At 49.3% G+C, this 20471-nt stretch carries 23 protein-coding genes; 19 read left to right on the plus strand and 4 right to left on the minus strand.

What is annotated here, in order from left to right; all coding sequences use genetic code 11:
* The first annotated feature begins 224 nt into the window (after positions 1-224).
* Entirely contained in the window at positions 225-860 is a 636-nt protein-coding gene (locus tag ACZ5ZV_RS09120; protein ID WP_464121103.1) for a carbonic anhydrase, read from the plus strand.
* A 30-nt stretch (positions 861-890) separates the two neighbouring features.
* Here ACZ5ZV_RS09120 and ACZ5ZV_RS09125 read toward each other — a convergent pair whose 3' ends face one another.
* Positions 891-1268, minus strand: a complete 378-nt coding sequence (locus ACZ5ZV_RS09125; protein WP_464121105.1) for a hypothetical protein — start codon at positions 1266-1268, stop codon at positions 891-893.
* A 127-nt stretch (positions 1269-1395) separates the two neighbouring features.
* Here ACZ5ZV_RS09125 and ACZ5ZV_RS09130 point away from each other — a divergent pair, with 127 nt between their 5' ends.
* The 3 genes from ACZ5ZV_RS09130 (at position 1396) to ACZ5ZV_RS09140 (ending at position 3861) form a co-directional block, all read left to right on the plus strand.
* The gene (locus tag ACZ5ZV_RS09130) at positions 1396-2052 is read left to right on the plus strand and encodes a hypothetical protein (protein WP_464121107.1); all 657 of its coding nucleotides are present in this window, start codon (positions 1396-1398) and stop codon (positions 2050-2052) included.
* The gene (locus ACZ5ZV_RS09135; RefSeq protein ID WP_464121109.1) at positions 2053-3315 is read left to right on the plus strand and encodes an APC family permease; all 1263 of its coding nucleotides are present in this window, start codon (positions 2053-2055) and stop codon (positions 3313-3315) included. It abuts the gene before it with no gap.
* Between the two features lie 78 nt (positions 3316-3393).
* Positions 3394-3861, plus strand: a complete 468-nt coding sequence (locus ACZ5ZV_RS09140) for a DUF4442 domain-containing protein (RefSeq protein WP_464121111.1) — start codon at positions 3394-3396, stop codon at positions 3859-3861.
* Here ACZ5ZV_RS09140 and ACZ5ZV_RS09145 read toward each other — a convergent pair.
* Positions 3851-4321, minus strand: coding sequence for a nucleoside deaminase (locus ACZ5ZV_RS09145; protein ID WP_464121113.1), 471 nt, complete (start codon positions 4319-4321; stop codon positions 3851-3853). The genes ACZ5ZV_RS09140 and ACZ5ZV_RS09145 overlap by 11 nt on opposite strands.
* 294 nt (positions 4322-4615) lie before the next feature.
* Here ACZ5ZV_RS09145 and ACZ5ZV_RS09150 point away from each other — a divergent pair, with 294 nt between their 5' ends.
* From ACZ5ZV_RS09150 to ACZ5ZV_RS09160, 3 genes are all read left to right on the plus strand, one after another.
* On the plus strand, positions 4616-7525 hold the full coding sequence (locus ACZ5ZV_RS09150; protein WP_464121115.1) for a tail fiber domain-containing protein: 2910 nt from the start codon (positions 4616-4618) through the stop codon (positions 7523-7525).
* Positions 7526-7669: 144 nt separating this feature from the next.
* Positions 7670-8407 carry a type 2 periplasmic-binding domain-containing protein gene (locus ACZ5ZV_RS09155; protein WP_464121117.1) on the plus strand — a complete coding sequence of 246 codons (738 nt, stop codon included), beginning with the start codon at positions 7670-7672 and terminating at the stop codon, positions 8405-8407.
* A 23-nt stretch (positions 8408-8430) separates the two neighbouring features.
* Positions 8431-9744 carry a TolC family protein gene (locus tag ACZ5ZV_RS09160; RefSeq protein WP_464121118.1) on the plus strand — a complete coding sequence of 438 codons (1314 nt, stop codon included), beginning with the start codon at positions 8431-8433 and terminating at the stop codon, positions 9742-9744.
* Here the strand turns inward: ACZ5ZV_RS09160 and ACZ5ZV_RS09165 are convergent.
* Together ACZ5ZV_RS09165 and pgsA are read right to left on the minus strand one after the other, a co-directional pair.
* Positions 9741-9881, minus strand: coding sequence for a hypothetical protein (locus ACZ5ZV_RS09165; protein WP_262552195.1), 141 nt, complete (start codon positions 9879-9881; stop codon positions 9741-9743). The genes ACZ5ZV_RS09160 and ACZ5ZV_RS09165 overlap by 4 nt on opposite strands.
* A 12-nt stretch (positions 9882-9893) precedes the next feature.
* A complete protein-coding gene (gene pgsA / locus ACZ5ZV_RS09170; RefSeq protein ID WP_464121119.1) occupies positions 9894-10457 on the minus strand; it encodes a CDP-diacylglycerol--glycerol-3-phosphate 3-phosphatidyltransferase in 564 nt (187 codons plus the stop codon).
* A gap of 60 nt (positions 10458-10517) precedes the next feature.
* Here pgsA and ACZ5ZV_RS09175 point away from each other — a divergent pair, with 60 nt between their 5' ends.
* From ACZ5ZV_RS09175 to glmM, 12 genes are all read left to right on the plus strand, one after another.
* The gene (locus ACZ5ZV_RS09175; protein WP_464121120.1) at positions 10518-10940 is read left to right on the plus strand and encodes an acyl-CoA thioesterase; all 423 of its coding nucleotides are present in this window, start codon (positions 10518-10520) and stop codon (positions 10938-10940) included.
* The gene (gene glpX / locus ACZ5ZV_RS09180) at positions 10919-11884 is read left to right on the plus strand and encodes a class II fructose-bisphosphatase (RefSeq protein WP_464121121.1); all 966 of its coding nucleotides are present in this window, start codon (positions 10919-10921) and stop codon (positions 11882-11884) included. The genes ACZ5ZV_RS09175 and glpX overlap by 22 nt, the downstream gene beginning before the upstream one ends.
* A gap of 2 nt (positions 11885-11886) precedes the next feature.
* On the plus strand, positions 11887-12180 hold the full coding sequence (locus ACZ5ZV_RS09185; RefSeq protein WP_374001819.1) for a hypothetical protein: 294 nt from the start codon (positions 11887-11889) through the stop codon (positions 12178-12180).
* Positions 12181-12285: 105 nt separating this feature from the next.
* Positions 12286-12717 (plus strand): type II toxin-antitoxin system RatA family toxin, encoded by a 432-nt coding sequence (locus ACZ5ZV_RS09190; protein ID WP_464121122.1) that lies wholly within the window; start codon positions 12286-12288, stop codon positions 12715-12717.
* Positions 12707-13075, plus strand: coding sequence for a hypothetical protein (locus tag ACZ5ZV_RS09195; protein ID WP_464121123.1), 369 nt, complete (start codon positions 12707-12709; stop codon positions 13073-13075). The genes ACZ5ZV_RS09190 and ACZ5ZV_RS09195 overlap by 11 nt, the downstream gene beginning before the upstream one ends.
* Positions 13076-13136: 61 nt before the next feature.
* The gene (locus ACZ5ZV_RS09200; protein ID WP_464121124.1) at positions 13137-13367 is read left to right on the plus strand and encodes a hypothetical protein; all 231 of its coding nucleotides are present in this window, start codon (positions 13137-13139) and stop codon (positions 13365-13367) included.
* Between the two features lie 72 nt (positions 13368-13439).
* Complete coding sequence (locus ACZ5ZV_RS09205) at positions 13440-14789, plus strand: NAD-dependent succinate-semialdehyde dehydrogenase (protein ID WP_464121125.1); 1350 nt, start codon at positions 13440-13442, stop codon at positions 14787-14789.
* On the plus strand, positions 14790-15740 hold the full coding sequence (gene tilS / locus ACZ5ZV_RS09210) for a tRNA lysidine(34) synthetase TilS (protein ID WP_464121126.1): 951 nt from the start codon (positions 14790-14792) through the stop codon (positions 15738-15740).
* A gap of 99 nt (positions 15741-15839) precedes the next feature.
* Positions 15840-17780, plus strand: a complete 1941-nt coding sequence (ftsH, locus tag ACZ5ZV_RS09215) for an ATP-dependent zinc metalloprotease FtsH (RefSeq protein ID WP_464121127.1) — start codon at positions 15840-15842, stop codon at positions 17778-17780.
* Between the two features lie 79 nt (positions 17781-17859).
* Positions 17860-18672 (plus strand): diadenylate cyclase CdaA, encoded by an 813-nt coding sequence (gene cdaA / locus ACZ5ZV_RS09220; RefSeq protein WP_464121405.1) that lies wholly within the window; start codon positions 17860-17862, stop codon positions 18670-18672.
* A complete protein-coding gene (locus ACZ5ZV_RS09225) occupies positions 18669-19091 on the plus strand; it encodes a CdaR family protein (protein ID WP_464121128.1) in 423 nt (140 codons plus the stop codon). Before cdaA ends, ACZ5ZV_RS09225 begins: the two co-directional genes overlap by 4 nt.
* 1 nt (position 19092) lies before the next feature.
* Positions 19093-20466, plus strand: coding sequence for a phosphoglucosamine mutase (gene glmM, locus ACZ5ZV_RS09230; protein WP_464121406.1), 1374 nt, complete (start codon positions 19093-19095; stop codon positions 20464-20466).
* Positions 20467-20471 lie beyond the last annotated feature (5 nt).

Here is a 20471-nt window from a genome sequence, read left to right on the forward strand (position 1 = left end):
TTTCTTTCATCCCTAAAGGTTAAATTGTTCGGTGATTCTGCAGATATTGAGGCGCAAAACTCCACTCTGCTGTCCTGTTTGGCTCATCTCGAATAGGTGACGCTAAGCAGGGGCTAATGCCCCCTTTTTTTCATTTTTCCTTTCTCTGACGTTTATTTGTCCTTTTCATGATCCTCCTCCGGTGGTACAGAAATAAAAAACTACCTTCAACGCTAGGATCGCCAGTGAAAAAAGAAATCCTCAAGATGTATGCCGGCTTCCGCCGATTTCACGACCGCTTTTTTAACGAAGAGTCCTCCGTCTTTAGTCGTTTGGCCACGGGGCAAAGTCCCAAGACATTGATGATCGCCTGCAGTGACTCCCGTGTTGACCCTGCTATTTTATTTTCATCCTCGCCTGGGGAAATTTTCTGCATTCGTAACGTCGCCAATCTGGTGCCGCCTTTTGAATCCTCGGTTGGTTTTCACGGGGTGAGTTCGGCAATCGAGTTTGCCGTGGTGAACCTGAAAGTCGAAAACATTGTGGTTCTGGGGCATCGTCAGTGCGGGGGCATCCGATCCCTGTTCCAAACTGAAAATGTGAAAAAAGACGGCTTTGTGGCGCAATGGATGACCATTGCCAGTGATGCACGCGAAAAGGTTCTAAGTCGTGCTCCTCACGCCGATGTGGATACTTTGTGTAAAGAGTGTGAAAAGGAATCCATCGTGACATCTTTGCAGAATCTTCGCACGTTCCCCTTTGTTGAAGAGGCTGTGCAGAATCGTGGTCTGCAGCTTCTGGGAGTTTACTTTGATTTGGAAAGTGGACAACTTTGGTATTACGACGAAACCACCCACGCATTTTCTGAATTGAGTCTTTAAAGTAAAAAAGGCGCCTCATGGGCGCCTTTTTTATTTGGACTTTTCTTTTTTGCAGGTGGGGTGAACAGCCTGTCCTGACCAAACTCCATCTTTACAAGTGATCGTATCCGAGATGCAGATATCATCGGCGGGGACGACGGCCTGAAGGTATCCAGTGGCTTTGCCACCATCGGGAATCGTACCCAGCGGAGTGTCGCAGCTCTTTCCTTCGACCACGGTCGGGGCGTCTTTCGCGGGTGTCAGCTCAATGGCATTGGGAGCCGGAGTTCCTCCATAGGTCTTGGTTCCGCCTCCAGGTGGTGGAGACGCCTTGGGAAGACGGGCTTCGGCTTCTTCTGTCGTGATCTTGGGCTGACTGGAGCAGCCGGCAAATAAAGTCAGGGCGGAAATCATCAGTAGTCTTTTCATAACTTTTATTGTGAAACAAAATGCAGGTATTTAACAAGCCCGAACTGGACCATGAAAGATAGCACGATCGGGATTCTTCGTTTGGCCCAAGCCTCGCTATGAATTGTACTGTGTCCAGGAGGTGACTATGGTTCGCTTTACCATTGCCGTCGGTGTCCTGTTTATGTCCCTTCAATTAATTGCCGCGACTCCTCGGGAGGCTGATCTTGCAATGGATCAGGCACAACAAAAGGTGTTGGCTTTGGTGGATCGGCTATTGAACACAGGTCAAATCACCGAGGCGGATAAGGTTTTGCTTGTTTCGGATCTTACGGGTCACAAGGTGGCCTATAAAGCCTATGCCAATGCGGCGGCGCAGACGCACACTTATCTTAAAAACAAAAAACAGCGTGAAGAGCACTACGCCAACAAGATTTTATATGTGTCGACTCGTCTGGAAAATTTGGCGGCTCATCATTTGGGGCGGATTGAAGATCTAACCGAAGAGGTCACAGACTTCGTTCCCGCGGATCGCAAGTGTGGTGTTCCCGTGGATCTGTCTTGCGTGGCTATAGAGGTCGAGCGGCGGATGGATCTTATTTATTACAATATAAGCCGACGAAGTTCCAGTGTGAGGGCGAAATTCAAAAACGTCGCGGATCAGGGGTTGCATGCGGCAGAGCTTTATGCGCGGATTCTGGCCTCTCTGCGGACTGACGGTGGGGTTGCATATCCTGCAGAATATATCTATGCCAAAGATCGAATCGTTATGAGTGTAAAGCAGGAAATCGAGGAGGGGTACTAGGTGCGGAAGTCATTGGGACTTCTGATGCTGACGTTTTATTCCACCGGGATGATACTGGGGGCGGGGGTTTATTCACTTATTGGCAAGGCCGCGGGAGTTGCACAGCAGGGGTTGTGGTTCAGCGTGGTGCTGGCAGCCGTGGCTGCGCTCTTAACGGCTTTATCGTACGCTGAATTATCCACTTTGTTTCCGAAAGCGGGGGCTGAGTATGTGTATCTTCGGGAGATCCTGCCTCAACATAAAGTGTTGTCATTTCTGTGCGGCTGTCTGATGGTGTTTGCCGCTATTTCTTCGGCCAGCACGGTGGCGCTTTCCTTTTCCGCCTATATGGGGGTGTTTTGGGGTGTTCCTAAAATCATCTGTGCCATAGGGGTGCTTGCGGTTTTTACGCTGATTAATATCTGGGGGGTCCGTCTGTCGGGCTGGCTGAATATTGCCTTCACCCTGGTTGAGATCTCAGGACTTTTGGTTTTTATATATTATGGAACCCATCAGCCGGATTTTGGTGAGGCGCTGAAGGCACCGCTGTCCTGGGGGGTGGCTTCGGGGGCCTCGCTGATATTCTTTGCCTATCTGGGGTTTGAAAGTATTGTGAATCTGGCTGAAGAAACCAAGAATCCAGAAAAGATTATCCCACAGGCCATATTGGGAAGTTTGGCCCTGACCACGGTTCTTTATGTTCTGGTCAGTCTGTCTGCTTTGGCATTGATGGATGTGTCGGCGTTGAGTTTTTCTGATGCTGTCTTCAGTGAGGCTTTGCGTCCATATTCAGTCAAAGCCGCCGGAACTCTGGGGGGTGTGGCCTTATTTGCGACGGCCAATACGGTGATGATTTCTTTACTGGCGGCCAGCAGAATTGCATTGGGAATGGCGCGTGAACGAGATCTTCCCCGGGTATTTTCGATGATTCTGCCCCGCAGGCAAAGTCCCTGGTTGTCTTCTGTTTTCATCTTTTTTGTGTCGCTGGTATTTCTTCTTTTGGAAAAGATCGAGGTCCTTGCAAGCGTGTCCTCGTTTGTGACGATTGTGGTTTTTGTTATCGTCAATAGTGCTGTGATCTATTTTCGGCGCAAAGAGCCGCAACGAAAAAGGGCCTTTTATATTCCGTGGTCCTGGTATGGTTACCCTGTGCTGCCAGTGATGGCGCTGGCAGCGTCGTTGTTCCTTCTGGGTAATTTTGATCGGCAGGTCTATCTGGTGGGTTCTGGTATTATAATGTTTGTGTTGCTAAGTTATCGACTGCTGCAGTTAAGAGCTTTTTAAGCCGGTCCTAATTTTCAATAAAATGGCTGACAATATTTGCAGGCTTTCAATAAAATTCTCTGGTGGGAGAATTTTAAAATGATGCGTCCTTGGGTAATCAGATTTATGAGTTTCTGGCCTCCGTTTATAGGGGCTGGTGTTCGTGTGAAAAAGGTGGCGCCCAATTTTGACTATATCGATGTTGAAATGAAGTTGCGTTTTTGGAATGCCAATTACGTGGGGACTCATTTTGGCGGATCCATGTATTCGATGACCGATCCCTTTATCATGCTGATTCTTATTCAGAAGCTGGGACGTGACTACATTGTGTGGGACAAGTCTGCGACGATTCGTTTTAAAAAGCCCGGCAAAGGACGCATTCGCGCGCGCTTCTCCGTGACGGAGGACGAACTGAAGTCGATTGTAGAGCAGGCAGCCGCATCCTATAAGGTCGAACCTGTATTTGTGGTGCAGCTCTTTGATGAACAAAATGAGGTCGTGGCAGAAGTGGATAAAGTTCTGTATGTTCGCCGCAAGGATAAGGTTAAAGAGATTCCTATTTCTTAGTCTGTCGCTTCCAGCCTTCATAAAGGCGTTCGCGAGCGCCAGTGATTGAATGTTGTTGTACGTTGATGTTCTGCAAACCCAGAGGTTTTTGCATTTCTTCATAGATCTTTGCCGTGGACAGTCCATAAGGTTCGGCATCTGCATTTGAAAGTACGAAGTACACTTCTTTGATGCCTGTCAAATGCATTGCGCTTAGACACATAGGGCAGGGCTGGCCGCTGGCATAAATCACGCAACCATCAAGACGCGGTGATTGAAGCACCTGACTGGCCGCGCGAATCGCAGAAAGTTCCGCGTGGGCCGTGGGATCTTGAGTGCTTAGAATTTCGTTAACTCCGGTGGCGATCACTTCACCGTCCTTGACTAGAACTGCACCAAAAGGGCGGCCGTGGTGTTCTTGCAAATTCTCGGCAGCAAGGTTGACGGCCATTTCCAAGAAACGAATGTGTGCGGGGGGCATGTTGAATCCTCTCAAGAGAGTCGTTGAAGATACTTTTCATCTTCGGTCTTATTTTGTTATTTTTCCAGCTGTCGGGGGCATTTTGTCATATCTCTGCTCTCGGGTGACGCTTAGGCACCTTGTGATCTCAAAACGAATTGGCTTCATTAAGAAACCATTGCGGCTAGGTAATTTCATTCGTGAATGCGACTCGTTTTTCATATTTCATGGTTTTAGTGAGTTCATAGGCCTCCCGATCTTATAGATATGAACTTTTTTGGAACGTGTCGGGTCATTGTCGGGTTGGGTTTGCTTGTGTCATCTCTGGCACACGGGGCTCCTCAGTTTTTGACTTACCAGGGGCGCATTTTAAAAAGTTCTGGCCAGCCCCTTGAATTTTTCAACGTCAGCTTTAACTTTGAAGTCACAAGCCCCGATGGACTTTGTGTGCTCTATCGTGAGCAAGTTAACGGCATCAATATGGTGAACTCCGGAGGGGTTTTTGATGTGGCCATTGGGTCGGGGGCGAAGCAGTATCCTGCAGATGCCGGATTCAATATTCTGGACAGCTTTAATAATTCTGCGACCTTTGTGTGTGATGGTGGTGCCAGCTACAGTCCGGCCTTTAATGAAGGGCGGCGCTTGCGTGTAAAGTTTCACGACGGTGAAGGTTGGAAGACGATTTCACCGGATTCGTTGATTCGCTCTATTCCCTATGCGGCATATGCTAGCAGTGCGGCGAAGCTGGGGGCTCATAGTGCATCAGAATTTGTGCTTAAAAATATCCTTCCGATTTGTTCATCGGGGACTTTTCTTTCTTGGGATGGATCCGATTTTATTTGCGAAGGAATTAGTGGGGCCAATGGTGGAACGGTCACGCAAGTCAGTTCCACGAACACGTATCTGACGATCTCAAATGGAACTTCAACTCCCGCGCTGACTTTAAAAGTTGGGACCGTGGCCGGAACCGTGGCTGCCGGTGATGATGCTCGTTTGTCGGATTCTCGTGTGCCGAAGGGTTCTGCTGGCGGGGATCTGTCGGGAACCTATCCGGCTCCAGCGGTCAGCGCTTTACAAGGGGTTGCGGTTTCAAACAGTGCCCCGGTGGCGGGGAATTTCTTAAAATACAATGGGGCGCAGTGGACCCCTTCGGCCATCGCCACAAGTGATGTGAGTGGTCTTGCGACGACATTGAGTTCCTATTTGACACAGTCGGCGTTTAACAGCGCAGTGGGCTCGGCTAATTGTTCGGTGAACCAGGCTCCGTACTGGAATTCAGTGGCGGGAAGTTTTCAATGTCAGAATCTGGGATTGTCCTGGAGTCAGATCACATCGGGTTTGCCAACGAGTCTGGCTGGATATGGAATTACCAATGCGGTGACAAACCTGGGAGGGACACCCAGCTTGCAATCAGGCACTGATGCGGCAAAGCCTGCGGCGGCCGTTGCGGGTCGGTTGTATGTTGCCAGTGACAGCAAACGTATTTATCGCGACACGGGCAGTGTTTGGGAAGTGCTGGCTTCAGCAGCGGGATCCGGTGGGACCGTGACAAGTGTGGCCACCGGCACGGGGTTGTCCGGCGGGACGATCACAGGTTCGGGAACGATTCAACTGGCGAACACGACGGTTGTGGCTGGTAGTTATGGATCATCGACTCAGGTTCCCGGCTTCACCGTGGATGCGCAGGGGCGCCTGACGGCAGCCTCGAATATTACCATCTCAGGGGTTGTACCAGGTGGAAGTGCCGGAGGGGATCTTGCCGGAACCTATCCCAATCCCTCTTTGACAACCACGGGAGTGGCGGCGGGAACTTATCCCAAGGTCACAGTGGATACCAAGGGGCGGGTGACGGGTGGAGCTGCTTTATTGGCTGCGGATATTCCTGCGCTGGATGCCTCAAAAATCACTAGCGGCACTCTTGCGGCGGCGCGGATGCCGGCCTTCACTGGGGATGTGACTTCCGCAGCGGGTTCCACCGCGATGACTTTGGCGGGGAGTGGAGTGACGGCAGGAACCTATAAGTCAGTGACGGTGGATGCAAAAGGGCGGGTGACCGCTGGAACCAATCCGACCACTGTGGCTGGTTATGGAATCACCGATGCCTTTGTTATTGGTGGTAACACGGTGGCAGGAACAGCGGTGCTTGGCACAAACAGCTCTCACAATTTGTCATTGGAAACTGCCGGTGTCGCACGAATGACTGTGACCGCCGCGGGGAATGTGGGAGTGGGAACAGCCTCCCCAGCACAGTCCCTTCATGTCAGCGGGAATATCCGCGTTGACAATGGCAGCAGTGCCACTATTTTCAACAGTGGCGGAATGTACTTCAGTGGTGTGCCGACAGCAGGCACACATGCAAGCTACGTCTTCAGACCGGGTTGGGGCAGTGCGGGGAATCGACTTGCCACGATCACGGTGCAGAACTCGGATGCCTCTGGCAACTATAATGACTGTTCGCATCTTTCCAGTTTTGGAGCTTCTTGGGTTGTCTGCGGTGGTTTTGGAGTTGGAACCAAGACCCCTAATGCGCAACTTGATTCGGTGGGAAGAATTCGCGCCACTTCAGCCACGGGACAGATGTCGGCATTTGAGTTGTACAACCCCAACGCGCCAGCAAACATGCGTTGGACCGAATTCTATTCTGACGAAAACGGCAATGTCGCTCTTCGTAACATGAACGACGCTTATTCCGCCGGAGCAACGATTCTGCACTCATATCGGGTTGCTGGCAGTCCCAACGTCAGTCATACGATCCTTGGAGGCAATGTGGGGGTCGGCATCAACCCAAGCTATAAGTTTCACGCCAATGGAACAGTGGCCGGGGTTGGGGCTTACGTGAACGCTTCAGATGAGCGTCTAAAAAGGAACATAGTCCCCATTGAACGGGCCCTTGAAAAAATTCTGAACCTAAAAGGTGTGTCTTTTGACTGGCGTCAGGATGAATATCCTGACTGGAACTTCGAGCAGGGACATGATGTCGGTGTGATTGCGCAGGATATTGAAAAAGTCTTCCCGGAGGCGGTTAAAACAGATTCCAAAGGCTTTAAGTCGGTGGCGTACTCAAAGCTTGTGGCGCCGTTGATCGAGGCGGTCCGCGAGGTGAATGGCAAGTGCGAGATGAACAAGGATCAGATCCACACTCTTGAAAGTAAAGTCTTGGTCCTGCAGAAAGAGAACGAGGAGCTGAAGCGTCGACTGGCGGCGATAGAAGAGAAACTCAAGTAAATTGTTCGAGTTCTTGACAGATCACATTCGCGTTCGTCTGCGCTTTTGGATGCGAACGCAACCCACCTGTTTTGTAATCTGAAAACATTGACATGATTGCTGAGAATCGATTGAAGGACTTTGCACTGTTGTGTAGGTTTAAGCATGATGATTCCTGGGTTTCTCCAATCCACACTTAATATCCTGGCAGCAGTCATTTTAGGTTTAAGCCTTAGTGTCAAGGCGGACTCTCGTACCGTCTTGAAAATTTCTGCCTCGGATACACATCTCGATTCTACACCTTATAAAGAAATCATGCGCTTTATCAAAAATGCATTAGCCCGGGACAATATCGAGGTCATCTATACGTCTCTTCCGATCGAAAGAGGCAGCTTTCTAGCAGATAAGGGGGATATGGATGGGGAGTTGGCTCGAATCAAACTTTCTTCGGACGGTTACAGTAATCTTGTGGAGACTTCATTTCCGTTCATTTTAGTTCGTTACATCTTGGTGCATAGACAGAATGAGGTCATAGATAAGAAGAATATATCTTCTCTTCAAGGTGTGCTTCCTTTGAACGTCAAAGGCATTGAAGATTTTATTGCACAAAACAAGCTCAGGACTATCGGTGTAAATACTTTAGATGCGGCATTGGATATGCTTCTTCATAAACGATGCGATTACGTCATTATGAGCGATGCCGTTTTTTCGGATTTTAAAAAAACAAACAAAAGATTTATAAGTTTGGAGCAAGTGAAGGATTTTTCAGTCACGGTGCCACTTTATTTTAGATTAAACAAGAAGCATAAAAACCTCATTCCGATTGTTGAAGCCGCAATTAAAAGAGAGCGAAGTTTGCACGGCAGCGATTATCCAATGTTTGAAGGATATTACGGGTTCTGAGCTGATTAAAAATGGGATGTTCTATGAATCTAATCCACTTCCAAAGTGTGCTTGTTTTCAGCTTGTCTTTGATTTTATCCGGTCGCGTGCAGGCTGAAAGTCTTCGTCTGTCAGAGGCGTTGAATGAGGCTCTTGCGCAATCACCCAAACTGCAAAGATCTGAATCGCAATATCATGAAGCCGGTTGGAGAAAGAATGAATCCTTTTCCGGCTTTTTTCCCACCTTGTCTGCTCAGGCCAGTTATTTGTTTGATAAAAAATATGCATTGATTGATGTGGACATCGCAAACTCCTCTTTTTCCATTCCTCAAATCGTCCCCACGACAAGTGCCTCTTTAACGGCTCAGTGGTCCATCTTTGATGGCTTTTCAAGCACGAACAGGTATCTCGGGGCCAATGCCTTCATGGAAGCTGCCAAAGACGAGCTTGAATGGGTCCGGTTTCAGTTGCAACGAGAAGTTACGCTGCTTTTCTTTAAGGCGGTGGCCGCGAAAGAATTGAAAAACGTGGCAGAGAAAAGTGTGCGGGCTTTGCAGGATCACTTAAAAAATGTCCGTCTTTTTGCGAAGGTCGGTTCATCCACCAACTACGATGTGCTGCGGGTTGAAGTGCAGGTGAGTGAGGTGCAATCGGAGCTCTTAAATGCTCTGGACAATGTCGAGCTAAGTCGGGGGCGTTTGAGTGAGGCCTTGGGGAGAGAGCAGGATTTAACAGACGTGGAGGGGACGCTGCCGATACTGACACCAGAACTGGTGGCAAAACTCAAAAAGGCCGATCTGACCGAGCGCAAGGATCTGCGCTCACTTCGTCGTAAGGCGGAAAGCTTTGCCTACCAGGAGGCGGCGACAGAACGGTACTGGGTGCCACGTGTTGCCCTGGTGGGGCAGTATCAGTACTACAACAATCGCAACGATCGATTTGATGACTATGAGAGCTTCAGGGAGGCGTATCAGGTTGGGGTGACGCTGAGTTGGAACATCTTTGATGGAGCATCGATTTCAAGATCCAAACAAAGTGTTGAACAGAGATATCAGGCAGGCAAATCCGTGCGCCTGGCTGAATTGAAAGCTCAACGTGATTTTGATTTCTGGCGCAAAAGATATCTTTACCATTGTGCTGTTTATGAGGCGCGAATCAGTGACGTGCAAAGGTCTGAAGAAAGTGTCCGTCTGGCCCGTCAAGGACAGCGCGTTGGTGTGCGGACGAATACAGATGTTCTGGATGCGGAGGCCGAGTTATTTAGGTCCCGTGCGGGGGTCATCAATGCGCAGTTGGGGGCTTTAGAGGCTATTGTGAGTCTGGAGCTAAATACTGGTCAGCAATTGGTTCAGTTTTAACGAAGAGCAGAGATGATAGAGGCGCTGGCGTATTGGATTGGACTTTGCGGTTTCCCAGACGAAAGCTTCACGAAGCTGCATAATAGCAGCGCCAGGAAGATAAAGAACCAGTTGCTGGGGGTGTATTGCATTAACATACGTGTTTTCGCTCAGTCGGTCTTGCGACTCTTAAGATAACCTAAATAGTATTCAATACCGCTGGTTATACTCAAAATGACGCTGACCCACAAGACTCCGTAGCCGATTTTGTCCAAATAGGGCACGATCGGGTCCATATTTCCAATAATTACAATAGGAATGGCGACCATCTGCATGGCGGTCTTCCACTTGCCAGCCGGTTTGGCGGCAATGATAATTTGATCTGCCGCGGCAACGGAGCGGATCCCCCCGATAAAGTTGTCCCGGGCTAGGATTATGATGACCATCCAGGCGTCGATTTTGCCTTGGGCCAAAAGCATGGCCAAAACGCTAGTGACCAGGATTTTGTCAGCGATCGGGTCCATGAACTTCCCGAAATTGCTGACGGCATTGTACTTGCGGGCATAGTAGCCGTCATAGTAGTCCGTGATGGAGGCTAGAATGAAGCAGCAGGCAGCGGCAATATTCCAGGGCAGCGTGTTCGGCCACATCAGTGCCACAATAACAGGCACAAAAAACACTCGGCTCAGAGTGATTCTGGTTGCAAGATTCTTCTGAAACTCTGTAACGGCCACAAGCTCTCCATTCCGTAGAATTGCTAGACTTAAGGTAGCAATTTAGACTAGAAATAATCAATGTTTATTCATCGTCACAAAGTGCAGTTTTACGAAACAGACCTGATGGGGATTGTTCACCACAGCAATTACCTGAGATTTTATGAAGAAGCCCGGGTTGCCTGGGCACATTCCAAAGGTTTGCTGGATTATCAAAAGCCCGGGTCCGCCAGTCATTTTGCAGTTTATGAGACGCAGGTAAAACATGTGAAACCCACATTCTTCGGCGATGATCTGGAGATTGAGGTTCAGGCCCGCACCGAAGGCAATCGACTGGTGTTCCAGTATCGTTTGCGTGGACGTGGTGGCGAGGTGTGTTCGGTCGCAAAAACCATCCACGTCCCACTGGGGTTGGATTTAAAACTATTAAGACTTCCGGCAGATATGAAAGCCATTGTGAATAACGAACTGGAGAAAGAACCATGGACAGAAACCTGGCTTTAGAATTCGTACGTGTAACCGAAGCAGCCGCTCTGGCTTCCGCTCGCTGGGTGGGCCGCGGTGAAGAAAAACCCGCTGATGCCGCCGCCGTGGATGCGATGAGAAAAGCTTTCGACATCATCCGCATGGATGGCACTGTGGTGATCGGGGAAGGTGAGCGTGACGAAGCGCCGATGCTTTATATCGGTGAAAAAGTCGGTGACACCTCGGGTGGCGATGCTCCGGCATTGGATATCGCTTTGGATCCACTGGAAGGTACGACTATTTGTGCAACAGGTGGAGTGGGCTCCATCTCCGTGATCGCCGTGGCGGAAAGAGGTAAGTTCCTGCATGCTCCGGACACCTACATGGACAAAATCGCCTGCGGTCCGGCGGCCAAAGGTTCCATCGACATCGATAAATCCGCGACGGAAAATATTCATGCTGTGGCCAAGGCTTTGGATAAAGCGGTGAATGATCTGACTGTCGTGATTTTGAACCGCCCACGTCATGAGGCTTTGATTGCGGAAGTTCGCCGAACCGGCGCACGCATTCACTTGATCGGGGATGGGGATGTGTCAGCCGCTGTCGGTGCTGCATGGCCGGATTCTGGCATTGATCTTTTGATGGGCATTGGTGGAGCGCCAGAAGGTGTTATTTCCGCGGCCGCAATGCAGTGTCTGGGGGGCGACTTCCAGGGTCGTCTGAAATTCAGAAACGACGAGGAGCGTGCGCGCGCGACTCGCATGGGTATCAAGGATCTGGATAAGAAGTTCACAGTGGATGAATTGGCCTCGGGCTCTGTGATGTTTGTCGCTACTGGCGTGACGGACGGACCGTTCTTGAAGGGTGTTCGCTTCCTTCCTGACGGAAAGGCGAAAAGCCACTCTGTGGTGATGCGTTCTCAGACAGGGACCATTCGAACCATTGAAGCGTTCCATGATCTGCATCGCAAGCCGAGCAAGTAGATATGGCAACAACATTGCATTGTTTTAATTGCAACAAAGAGCTGACGTTCCAAGGGAACGTCGGCCGCCGTGATGAGTGCCCGCAATGTCGTTCGGATGTGCATGTTTGTAAAAACTGTGAGCACTACGATCCCAAGGTTTACAACGAATGCCGTGAGACTCAGGCGGACGTGGTGCGTGAAAAAGACCGTGCCAACTTCTGTGACTACTTCACGCCTCGCAAAGGGGCCAATTCGGCTGAAGATAAAAAAGCCGCGCTGCGAGCTGCTGCAGAAGCTCTTTTTAAGAAAAAGTAGATGACTCGGCAGTACTTTGATAACTTCTAAGCATATGTAACATAATCATTCTATGGTCTAGGCCTGCGTTGACTCGCTGTAAACAAATAGTCACACTAAAGGCCTATGGCAAAAGCATCCACAACAGAAGTTTTTAATTGTACAGTCGAACAATTCTTTAAAATTATCTCTGACTACGAAAAGTATCACGAGTTCCTGCCAGAAGTTAAAAAATGCACCGTGCTTAAGACGGAGGGCAATCGCAAGCTGGTGGAATACAATGTGGCTGTTATTAAAAGTTTCAAGTATTCTCTATGGATGACAGAAACAGCTCCCAAAGGCATCACGTGGGAATTTGCTTCAGGTGATGTGTTTAAAACCTCTGTGGGTTCCTGGAAGCTGGAAGATGAAGCTGGTAAAACAAGAGCGACTTATTCTGTGGAAGCCACGTTCAGCATGTTTGTTCCCGGTCCGATCGCCAATGCCTTGGTCAGCGTGAATTTGCCGAACATGATCAGCAGCTATCACAAGCGGGTGAAACAACTTTATGGCAACTGATGGAAGCAAAAAAGACGACAAAGATCAGTCCGGGGACCTCAAAGGTCTTCTGGGTGATACGGTGAAGAAGGTCTTCACCGCAGGCGTCAGTGCGGCTTTTATGACCGAAGAAAGCTTGCGCGCGTATGTGTCCGAGTTAAAACTTCCCAAAGAGGCCTTGAATTTACTGATTCAGGGAGCCAACAAATCCAAGGAAGAAGTTACTCAAAGAGTGACAAAAGAAATTCTTGGAATCATTCAGAAAATTGATTTCGTAAAAGAAGCTTCTAAGTTTGCAGAAACGCACAAGTTCAAGATCACAGCTGAAATTGATATTATCAAAAAAGACAATGCTGACTCTTCAGAGGAAAAAGCCTAGCACTTAAAGCTGGACCTAAGTAGATCTCAAGTTGAGACACTGTCCTGCCGAAGAGTTTGGTATGGAACAACTTCTTCTCAGCCTTATCTCTGTGACTTTATTCTGCGCTTGCTGTCACCAGTTTATCAGAACGGTGCTAATGCCTATTCCCGCTCTGGCCACGGAAAGAGCCTATGCTCGAGGCGCCATGCAGCTTGGCAAATTCTATAAGTCCTTGGCATGGGGAACGATGACCATGGCTTTCCTCGGAGGCCTTATCATGTCCTTCCAGGAAGTCTTTTTCACCTTGTAAAATCTCATCCGACGCGCCGAGAGAGGCGTGAGTCCTGCAAATGTGGCAACCTTAAATCTTTCGGAGGTTGTCATGAGCAGTTTTCAAACCGTGAACCCTGCAACTGGGGATATCCTTAAATCCTATCAGCATCTTTCGTGGGCCGAGGCAGAAAAGCAAATCGAGCAGACGGCCAAAGACTTTCAAATTTGGCGTAAGGTCTCTTTTAAGGACCGCGCGGAAGTTTTGCACAAACTGGCGACGGCTTTGCGTACCCATAAGACAGATTTGGCTCAAGTCATGAACCAAGAGATGGGTAAATTAATCTCTGAGGGGAAAGCAGAAGTTGAAAAATGCGCTGTGACTTGTGAGTACTATGCCAAAGAAGCTCAAGGCATGCTTAAGAATCAAGTGGCGGTGTCTTCGCCCTACGCTCATGCAGAGGTCAGCTTTCAGCCCTTGGGGGTGGTCTTTAGTGTGATGCCCTGGAATTTTCCACTGTGGCAGGTGTTAAGATTTGCGGCGCCGGCTTTGATGGCAGGCAATGTGATTCTTCTTAAACATGCGGATTTAACCGCGGGAACGGCCGAGCTGATTGGTAAGATCTTTAACGACCTGACGGCGGACTATAAACTTTTGCGCAACTTGCAGGTGAATCATGAGGTTGCAGCTCAGGTGATTGCACATCCCGCTGTGCACGGTGTGACCTTTACGGGAAGCAGTCAGGGAGGAAAGGCTGTGGCGATGGAGGCGGCCAAGAATCTGAAAAAGATTGTCTTGGAGCTTGGTGGCAGTGATGCCTATCTGGTTTTGGAGGATGCCGATGTCGAGATGGCGGCTAAGACCTGTGCAAAGGCGCGCCTGGTGAACTGTGGACAAAGCTGTGTGGCCGGCAAACGCTTTATTGTGCATGAAAAGGTGGCCAAAGATTTTCTACATCACTTTACAAATGAAATGAAGGCGGCAGAGCTTGCTCCTTTGGCTTCGGTGAAGTTTCAAAAAACCATTGTGAATCAGGTGGAAAAATTAAAAGCCTGGGGCGGGAAGGTGGTGCTTGGTGGGTCTGCTCCGCAGGGGCCGGGGGCATTCTATCCTGCAACAGTGGTGGTTTTTGAAAAGGACAACCCGGACGTTCACCAAGAGGAAGTCTTTGGCCCCGTGGCTTCAGTCTTTATAGCCAAAGACGAAAAGACAGCCTTGGAAATTGCCAATTCGTCTCCGTTTGGTTTGGGTGGGGGAGTCTTCACCAGAAACATTCAAAAAGGAAAAGAGCTCATTGAAAAAGAGTTGCAGGCCGGATTTGTCGTGGTGAATGATTATGTGAAATCCGATGCGCGCATTCCCTTTGGCGGAGTGAAAGAATCCGGCTATGGTCGGGAGCTGGGGCATTTCGGAATCTTGGAGTTTGTGAATATCAAGACAGTCGCTGTCGCGGGAGTTTAGGTGAAGCTGACAAGAGCAAAACAGGATCTGGATCATCATGTTTGGAAGTTGATCAAGCTGCACGGTCTGAAGGACAAAAAGATTCTGGTGGCAGTGTCCGGCGGCACGGATTCGGTGGCGCTGTTGCGAACTCTGACCAAGGTTCATAAAAAGGAACTTCTGGGGGTTTGTTATTTCCATCATGGCGAGGATTCCAATCAGGAGTATCGCAAAGAGGCCCAGGTTTTCTGTGAAAAGTTGTGCAAAAAACTGGCAGTGGACTTTTATCCTTTAAAGGCTTCACAGCTGGCTAAATCGGAAGCCGAGTATCGTGACCTGCGTTATGAGGCTTTGGAGCGCCTGAAGAAAGAGCAGGGATTTGAGATTGTTGCGGCTGGACATCATCGGGACGATCTTTTGGAAACCCGACTGATGCGACTGATTCGTGGGACAGGGGCACAGGGGTTTACCGCGATGCATGTTTTGCGTGATGGATTGTTCCGGCCTTTTTTGGAGATTTCAAAGCGAGAACTGAAAAAGTACCTGCGCGAAGAGAAGCTGCGAAGCTTTGAAGACCCAAGTAATGAGTCCCTGGACCCCTTGCGTAACTGGGTGCGGGAGGATTGGCTGAAAGCGCTTGAAAAACGCTCCAGAGGCTCGACTGCGGCTTTGGCGAGGTCTTTAGAGACCATTGCGCAGGAGATTGAAAACCGCCCGTGGGGAGATCTTTTGAGCCAAAATGAGGCTTATAAGTCACAGGGGTTGCAGAGGGCGTTTTACCTCACATTGAGTCTTTTTGAGCAAAAAAGGCTGCTGGCTCAGTACCTGTACTCGCTGGGGAAAAAAGATTTTTCCCAGTCTCACCTCGAAGAAATTCAAAAGCGCCTGGACAAGTCGCAAAAAGTGATCACATTTAAAGTCGCAGGTTGCCAATGGGAAGTTAACGCAGAGCAAATCAAGGTCCAGTCCTGATTTGAGAGGACTGAATTCTCACTCTAAAGTTTCTTTTTTTGAGATGGTAATCATGCTACCCTTGAGGGGTAATTAGACCTTCGACTGAAAGGAACTGAAATGCGATCAACCCAGAAAACGCTGGCTCTATGGTTCTTCCTGATCATCATGGCTGTGTTTTTATTCCAAGCCTATGAGAGCAAGCATCAAAAAGCGATTGCTGACTTCAATTTCTCCAAATTTACTGAGGCCGTAAAAGCCGGTGAAGTGGCGACTGTCACTTTCCGTCAGGATACCAGTGAAATTATCGGCGAGATGAAGCCTGACTTTGAAAAGAAGTATAACGGAACCCACTTTGCCATCATCGGTAACACGCAAGATGAAGGATACAAATTCCTGCAACAGCACGGGATCACTCCGAACTACGAGCGTGCAGACAGTGGCGGCTTCTTCCAGTCTTTGATTGTGAACTGGTTGCCATTGATTCTGATTGTGGCGATGTTCTTGTTCATCATGCGCCAGATCCAAGTCGGGGGCGGTAAGGCTATGTCATTTGGCAAGTCTCGCGCGCGCCTTCTGACGGAGCATAAAAACCGCGTGACCTTCAAAGAGGTTGCAGGTGTGGATGAAGCCAAAGAGGATCTGCAAGAGATCGTAAGCTTCCTGAAAGATCCAAAAAAATACACCAAACTGGGCGGCCGTATCCCGAAAGGGGTTTTGCTGGTAGGTTCTCCGGGAACTGGTAAAACCTTGCTGGCTCGCGCCGTTGCGGGTGAAGCGGGCGTTCCATTCTTCACAATTTCCGGTTCTGACTTCGTTGAAATGTTCGTCGGTGTCGGTGCCAGCCGTGTTCGTGATTTGTTCGAACAGGGTAAAAAGAATGCTCCATGTTTGATCTTTATTGATGAGATCGATGCGGTTGGACGTCATCGTGGTGCTGGTATGGGTGGTGGTCACGATGAGCGTGAGCAAACTCTGAATCAGTTGCTGGTTGAGATGGATGGTTTTGAATCCTCTGAAGGTGTGATCATGATCGCTGCGACCAATCGTCCGGACGTTCTGGATCCTGCACTTCTTCGTCCAGGTCGTTTCGACCGCCGTGTGATCGTCAATAAGCCAGACCTGAAAGGTCGTGAGCAAATTCTTGCCGTACACATGCGTAAGACTCCATTGGGTCCTGATGTGGATGCGTCTAAAATTGCACGTGGGACGCCAGGCTTCTCGGGTGCGGATCTGGAGAACCTTGTGAATGAAGCAGCCCTTGTGGCGGCTCGTTCTGACAAAAAGTATCTGGACATGGAAGACTTTGAAAAAGCCAAAGACAAGGTCACTATGGGTGCGGAAAGACGCTCGATGGTGATCTCTGATGAAGATAAAAAGGTCACGGCATACCATGAGGCGGGACACACGCTGGTTGGTAAAAAACTCAGCGGTTTGGATCCGATCCACAAGGTGACGATCATCCCTCGCGGTATGGCGTTGGGTGTGACCCAGACCTTGCCTGAAAAAGAAAGTGTGTCTTTGTCCAAGTCCAAAGCTGAAAACATGATTGCCTTCTTGTTTGGCGGTCGTGCGGCGGAAGAGTTGATCTTTAAAGATATTACGACAGGTGCTGGTAACGACATCGAGCGTGCCACAGAGATCGCTCGCCGCATGGTGTGCGAATGGGGTATGAGCAAATTGGGGCCTTTGGCTTACGAAACTCGCGACAACCCGGTCTTCATGGGCATGAACTACGGCAACAAGCAGAAAGAATATTCTGAAGCGAAGGCCGAGCAGATCGATGCGGAAGTTGAAAAGATCATCAAGACTGGCTACGACATCTCTATCCAGATTCTGCGTGACCATCAGGACGCGCTGGAGCGTTTGACTCAGGCCTTGCTTGAGTACGAAACCATCGACGGCCACGAGGTGGACATGCTGGTGAACGGTGCGGCAGTTGCGGAAATCGAAAAATACCGCAACACCAAAAAAGACACCAATGCCGCGATCATGAGTGCCGCGGAAAAGAAAGGATCTTCCGGCGACCCGGTAGGCAATACCGGACCGGTAACGATCTAAAAAATATCTGAACATTGAACCTGCCGACGTTTTTAGTCGGCAGGTGTTTTTAACGACAACCAGTTATAAAGGCATCTTGATGTTGCAGCAATTCATCGACAATCTTGTCTTTATCGTCCAGCACCTGCGGGTGCAGGATGCTATTGACATGCTTTTGGTGTGGATGGTGGTTTATCGTATCCTGGTCCTGATCAAACGGACTGGTACCATCCAGATGCTTTCGGGTCTGGGGGTTTTGGCCATCGGCTATATCCTCAGTATTTGGCTGGAACTTTTCACCTTCAACTGGATTCTGGAAAAGTTCTTCTCTAATTTGTTTGTGATCGTGGTGGTTCTGTTCCAGGGCGAGATTCGTCGTGCCCTGGCTCATATCGGCAGTAATCCGTTCTTCAGTGACGCTTCCACGATTCAGGAAACGCAAGTGATCGAAGAAATTGCCAAAGGCATCATTCTGACGGCGCAAAAAGGTTTCGGAGCGCTGGTGGTGGTCGAACGTGAGATCGTGATCGATTACCATATTGAATTCGGAACTGAGATGGAATCCAAAGTCTCGGCCGAGTTGTTGGCCTCCATCTTCCATCCGGAAAGTCCGATGCATGATGGGGCTGTGTTAATTCGTAATGGTAAAATTCATTCCGCCGGTTGTTTCCTTCCGCTCAGTAAAAATCCGGCTTTGGATAAAAATCTGGGAACTCGACACCGAGCCGCCATCGGTTTGACCGAGGAAACGGATGCTCTGGTCTTTGTTGTTTCTGAAGAAAATAAATCCATCGGTATTGTTCAAGGGGGCCATTTAAGTCCTAACGTCGAACTCGGTGATATCCGTAAAGCCCTGTATGAAACCTTCGGACTAAAGTACAAAGCTTTCTCTCAGCAGGGGGAGGTTTCATGAGACGCCGCTGGTCGAATGTGATTACTGAAAATTTCAGTTATAAAGTCGTCGCGCTCTTCATTTCCCTGATTTTGTGGCTGACTATTTTGGGGCGCCGGGATTTTGTTTTAAGTAAAAATATTGATGTGGATCTGGTGACCGCGCCGGGCACTCATGTAGTGGCTCAGACGACGGATCATATCAAGGTGAAGGTTTCTGGACCGAGATCTTCGTTAAAGAAATTTTTGGAAAGCTCTCTTTCGCAAAATATCACTCTGGATATTTCCCAGCGTGGCGAAGGGGTGGTGAATGTGGATATTCCGCTAAGTAAGATCGAAGTTCCTCTGGGGGTTCGCATCTTGGGAGTCCGACCCAATCAAATTCAAGCTGAAGTATTGTCTATAAAGGAAAAGCCTCGTGACGAACAAAAAGGCCAATAAAGTGGAAAAAAAATCAAGATTGTTTGGAACAGACGGTATTCGTGGCACTGCAAATCAGTGGCCCATGACGCCGGATATGGTTGTAAAGATCGGTCAGGCGATCGGCTATCTGCTGCGCAAGGAAGTGGAGCACACTCCCGGCGCCGTTCGTAAAGTTGTTATCGGAAAAGACACGCGCCTGTCCGGTTACATGATTGAACAAGCCTTGGCTTCTGGGTTGAATTCCATGGGTATTTTCGTTCAGTTGGTGGGACCTCTGCCAACACCGGGGATTGGGTATCTGACTCGCACCATGCGTGCGGCGGCAGGTATTGTGATTTCGGCTTCTCACAATCCGTTCCACGACAATGGGATTAAGGTGTTTGGTTCTGACGGCTTTAAAATCTCTGAAGACATGGAGCGCGAGATCGAACGTCTGGTGTTGGAAGAGGATCTGACGCCGCATCTGCCTCCAAGCAAAGAGATCGGTCGTACACGTCGCATCGAAGACTCTCAGGGACGCTATATTGTTTATGTGAAGGGCACTTTCCCTCTGGAGTACACTCTGGATGGGATGCGTATTGTTCTGGATACGGCTAACGGAGCTTCTTATAAAGTGGCTCCCTCCGTGTTCCAGGAATTGGGAGCTGAAGTGATTCAGCTAGGTGATGATCCTAATGGCGTGAATATCAACGACAAGGTCGGTGCCTTGTACCCGCAAAAGTTGGCGGAAGCTGTTTTGCAGTACCGTGCGGATGTTGGTATCAGCCTTGATGGTGACGCGGATCGCGTGATCATGGTGGATGAAAAGGGTGAGATCGTTAACGGAGACCGTATTTTGGCAATCTGTGCGCTTCATATGAAAGAGCGCGGGCTTCTTAAGGGGGACACTCTGGTGGCGACACAAATGTCCAACTTCGGTCTTGAGAAGCGTATGAATGAGGCCGGTATCAAGCTTGTGAAAACAGGCGTGGGTGACAAGTACGTTGTCGAAGAGATGCGCAAGAACGGTTACAACCTGGGAGGCGAGCAATCCGGGCACATTATTTTCCTGGATCATACGACCACAGGGGATGGCTGTATCGCGGCTTTGAGTGTGCTGGCAGTGATGAAGCAAACAGGGAAAAAGATGAGTGACTTGAATCACGTCTTTGAAGATGTGCCGCAAATACTGATCAATTGCCGCGTAAAACGCCGTGCGGAGCTGAATGAACTTGCCGGATACAATGACATGATTCACGCCATTGAAAAGAAGCTGGCGGGGACAGGTCGTGTGTTTGTGCGATTCTCCGGGACAGAGCCGGTGATTCGCGTTCTGGTGGAAGGCTCTGATAAGACCCAGATCACTCAGTTTGCAGAAGAAATTGCCTCGTTCCTGGAAAAAGAACTGTCTTAATTAAA

Source organism: Bdellovibrio sp. HAGR004, assembly GCF_055397015.1.

Coding starts and splice junctions, on each gene's coding strand:
- ACZ5ZV_RS09200 (WP_464121124.1), top strand. CDS start 13,137: ATGGAACAACTTCTTCTCAGCCTTATCTCTGTGACTTTATTCTGCGCT.
- ACZ5ZV_RS09130 (WP_464121107.1), top strand. CDS start 1,396: ATGGTTCGCTTTACCATTGCCGTCGGTGTCCTGTTTATGTCCCTTCAA.
- cdaA (WP_464121405.1), top strand. CDS start 17,860: ATGTTGCAGCAATTCATCGACAATCTTGTCTTTATCGTCCAGCACCTG.
- ACZ5ZV_RS09125 (WP_464121105.1), bottom strand. CDS start 1,268: ATGAAAAGACTACTGATGATTTCCGCCCTGACTTTATTTGCCGGCTGC.
- ACZ5ZV_RS09195 (WP_464121123.1), top strand. CDS start 12,707: ATGGCAACTGATGGAAGCAAAAAAGACGACAAAGATCAGTCCGGGGAC.
- ACZ5ZV_RS09185 (WP_374001819.1), top strand. CDS start 11,887: ATGGCAACAACATTGCATTGTTTTAATTGCAACAAAGAGCTGACGTTC.
- ACZ5ZV_RS09190 (WP_464121122.1), top strand. CDS start 12,286: ATGGCAAAAGCATCCACAACAGAAGTTTTTAATTGTACAGTCGAACAA.
- glpX (WP_464121121.1), top strand. CDS start 10,919: ATGGACAGAAACCTGGCTTTAGAATTCGTACGTGTAACCGAAGCAGCC.
- ACZ5ZV_RS09145 (WP_464121113.1), bottom strand. CDS start 4,321: ATGCCCCCCGCACACATTCGTTTCTTGGAAATGGCCGTCAACCTTGCT.
- ACZ5ZV_RS09165 (WP_262552195.1), bottom strand. CDS start 9,881: ATGTTAATGCAATACACCCCCAGCAACTGGTTCTTTATCTTCCTGGCG.
- ACZ5ZV_RS09205 (WP_464121125.1), top strand. CDS start 13,440: ATGAGCAGTTTTCAAACCGTGAACCCTGCAACTGGGGATATCCTTAAA.
- ftsH (WP_464121127.1), top strand. CDS start 15,840: ATGCGATCAACCCAGAAAACGCTGGCTCTATGGTTCTTCCTGATCATC.
- ACZ5ZV_RS09160 (WP_464121118.1), top strand. CDS start 8,431: ATGAATCTAATCCACTTCCAAAGTGTGCTTGTTTTCAGCTTGTCTTTG.
- ACZ5ZV_RS09175 (WP_464121120.1), top strand. CDS start 10,518: ATGTTTATTCATCGTCACAAAGTGCAGTTTTACGAAACAGACCTGATG.
- ACZ5ZV_RS09140 (WP_464121111.1), top strand. CDS start 3,394: ATGATGCGTCCTTGGGTAATCAGATTTATGAGTTTCTGGCCTCCGTTT.
- ACZ5ZV_RS09155 (WP_464121117.1), top strand. CDS start 7,670: ATGATGATTCCTGGGTTTCTCCAATCCACACTTAATATCCTGGCAGCA.
- ACZ5ZV_RS09225 (WP_464121128.1), top strand. CDS start 18,669: ATGAGACGCCGCTGGTCGAATGTGATTACTGAAAATTTCAGTTATAAA.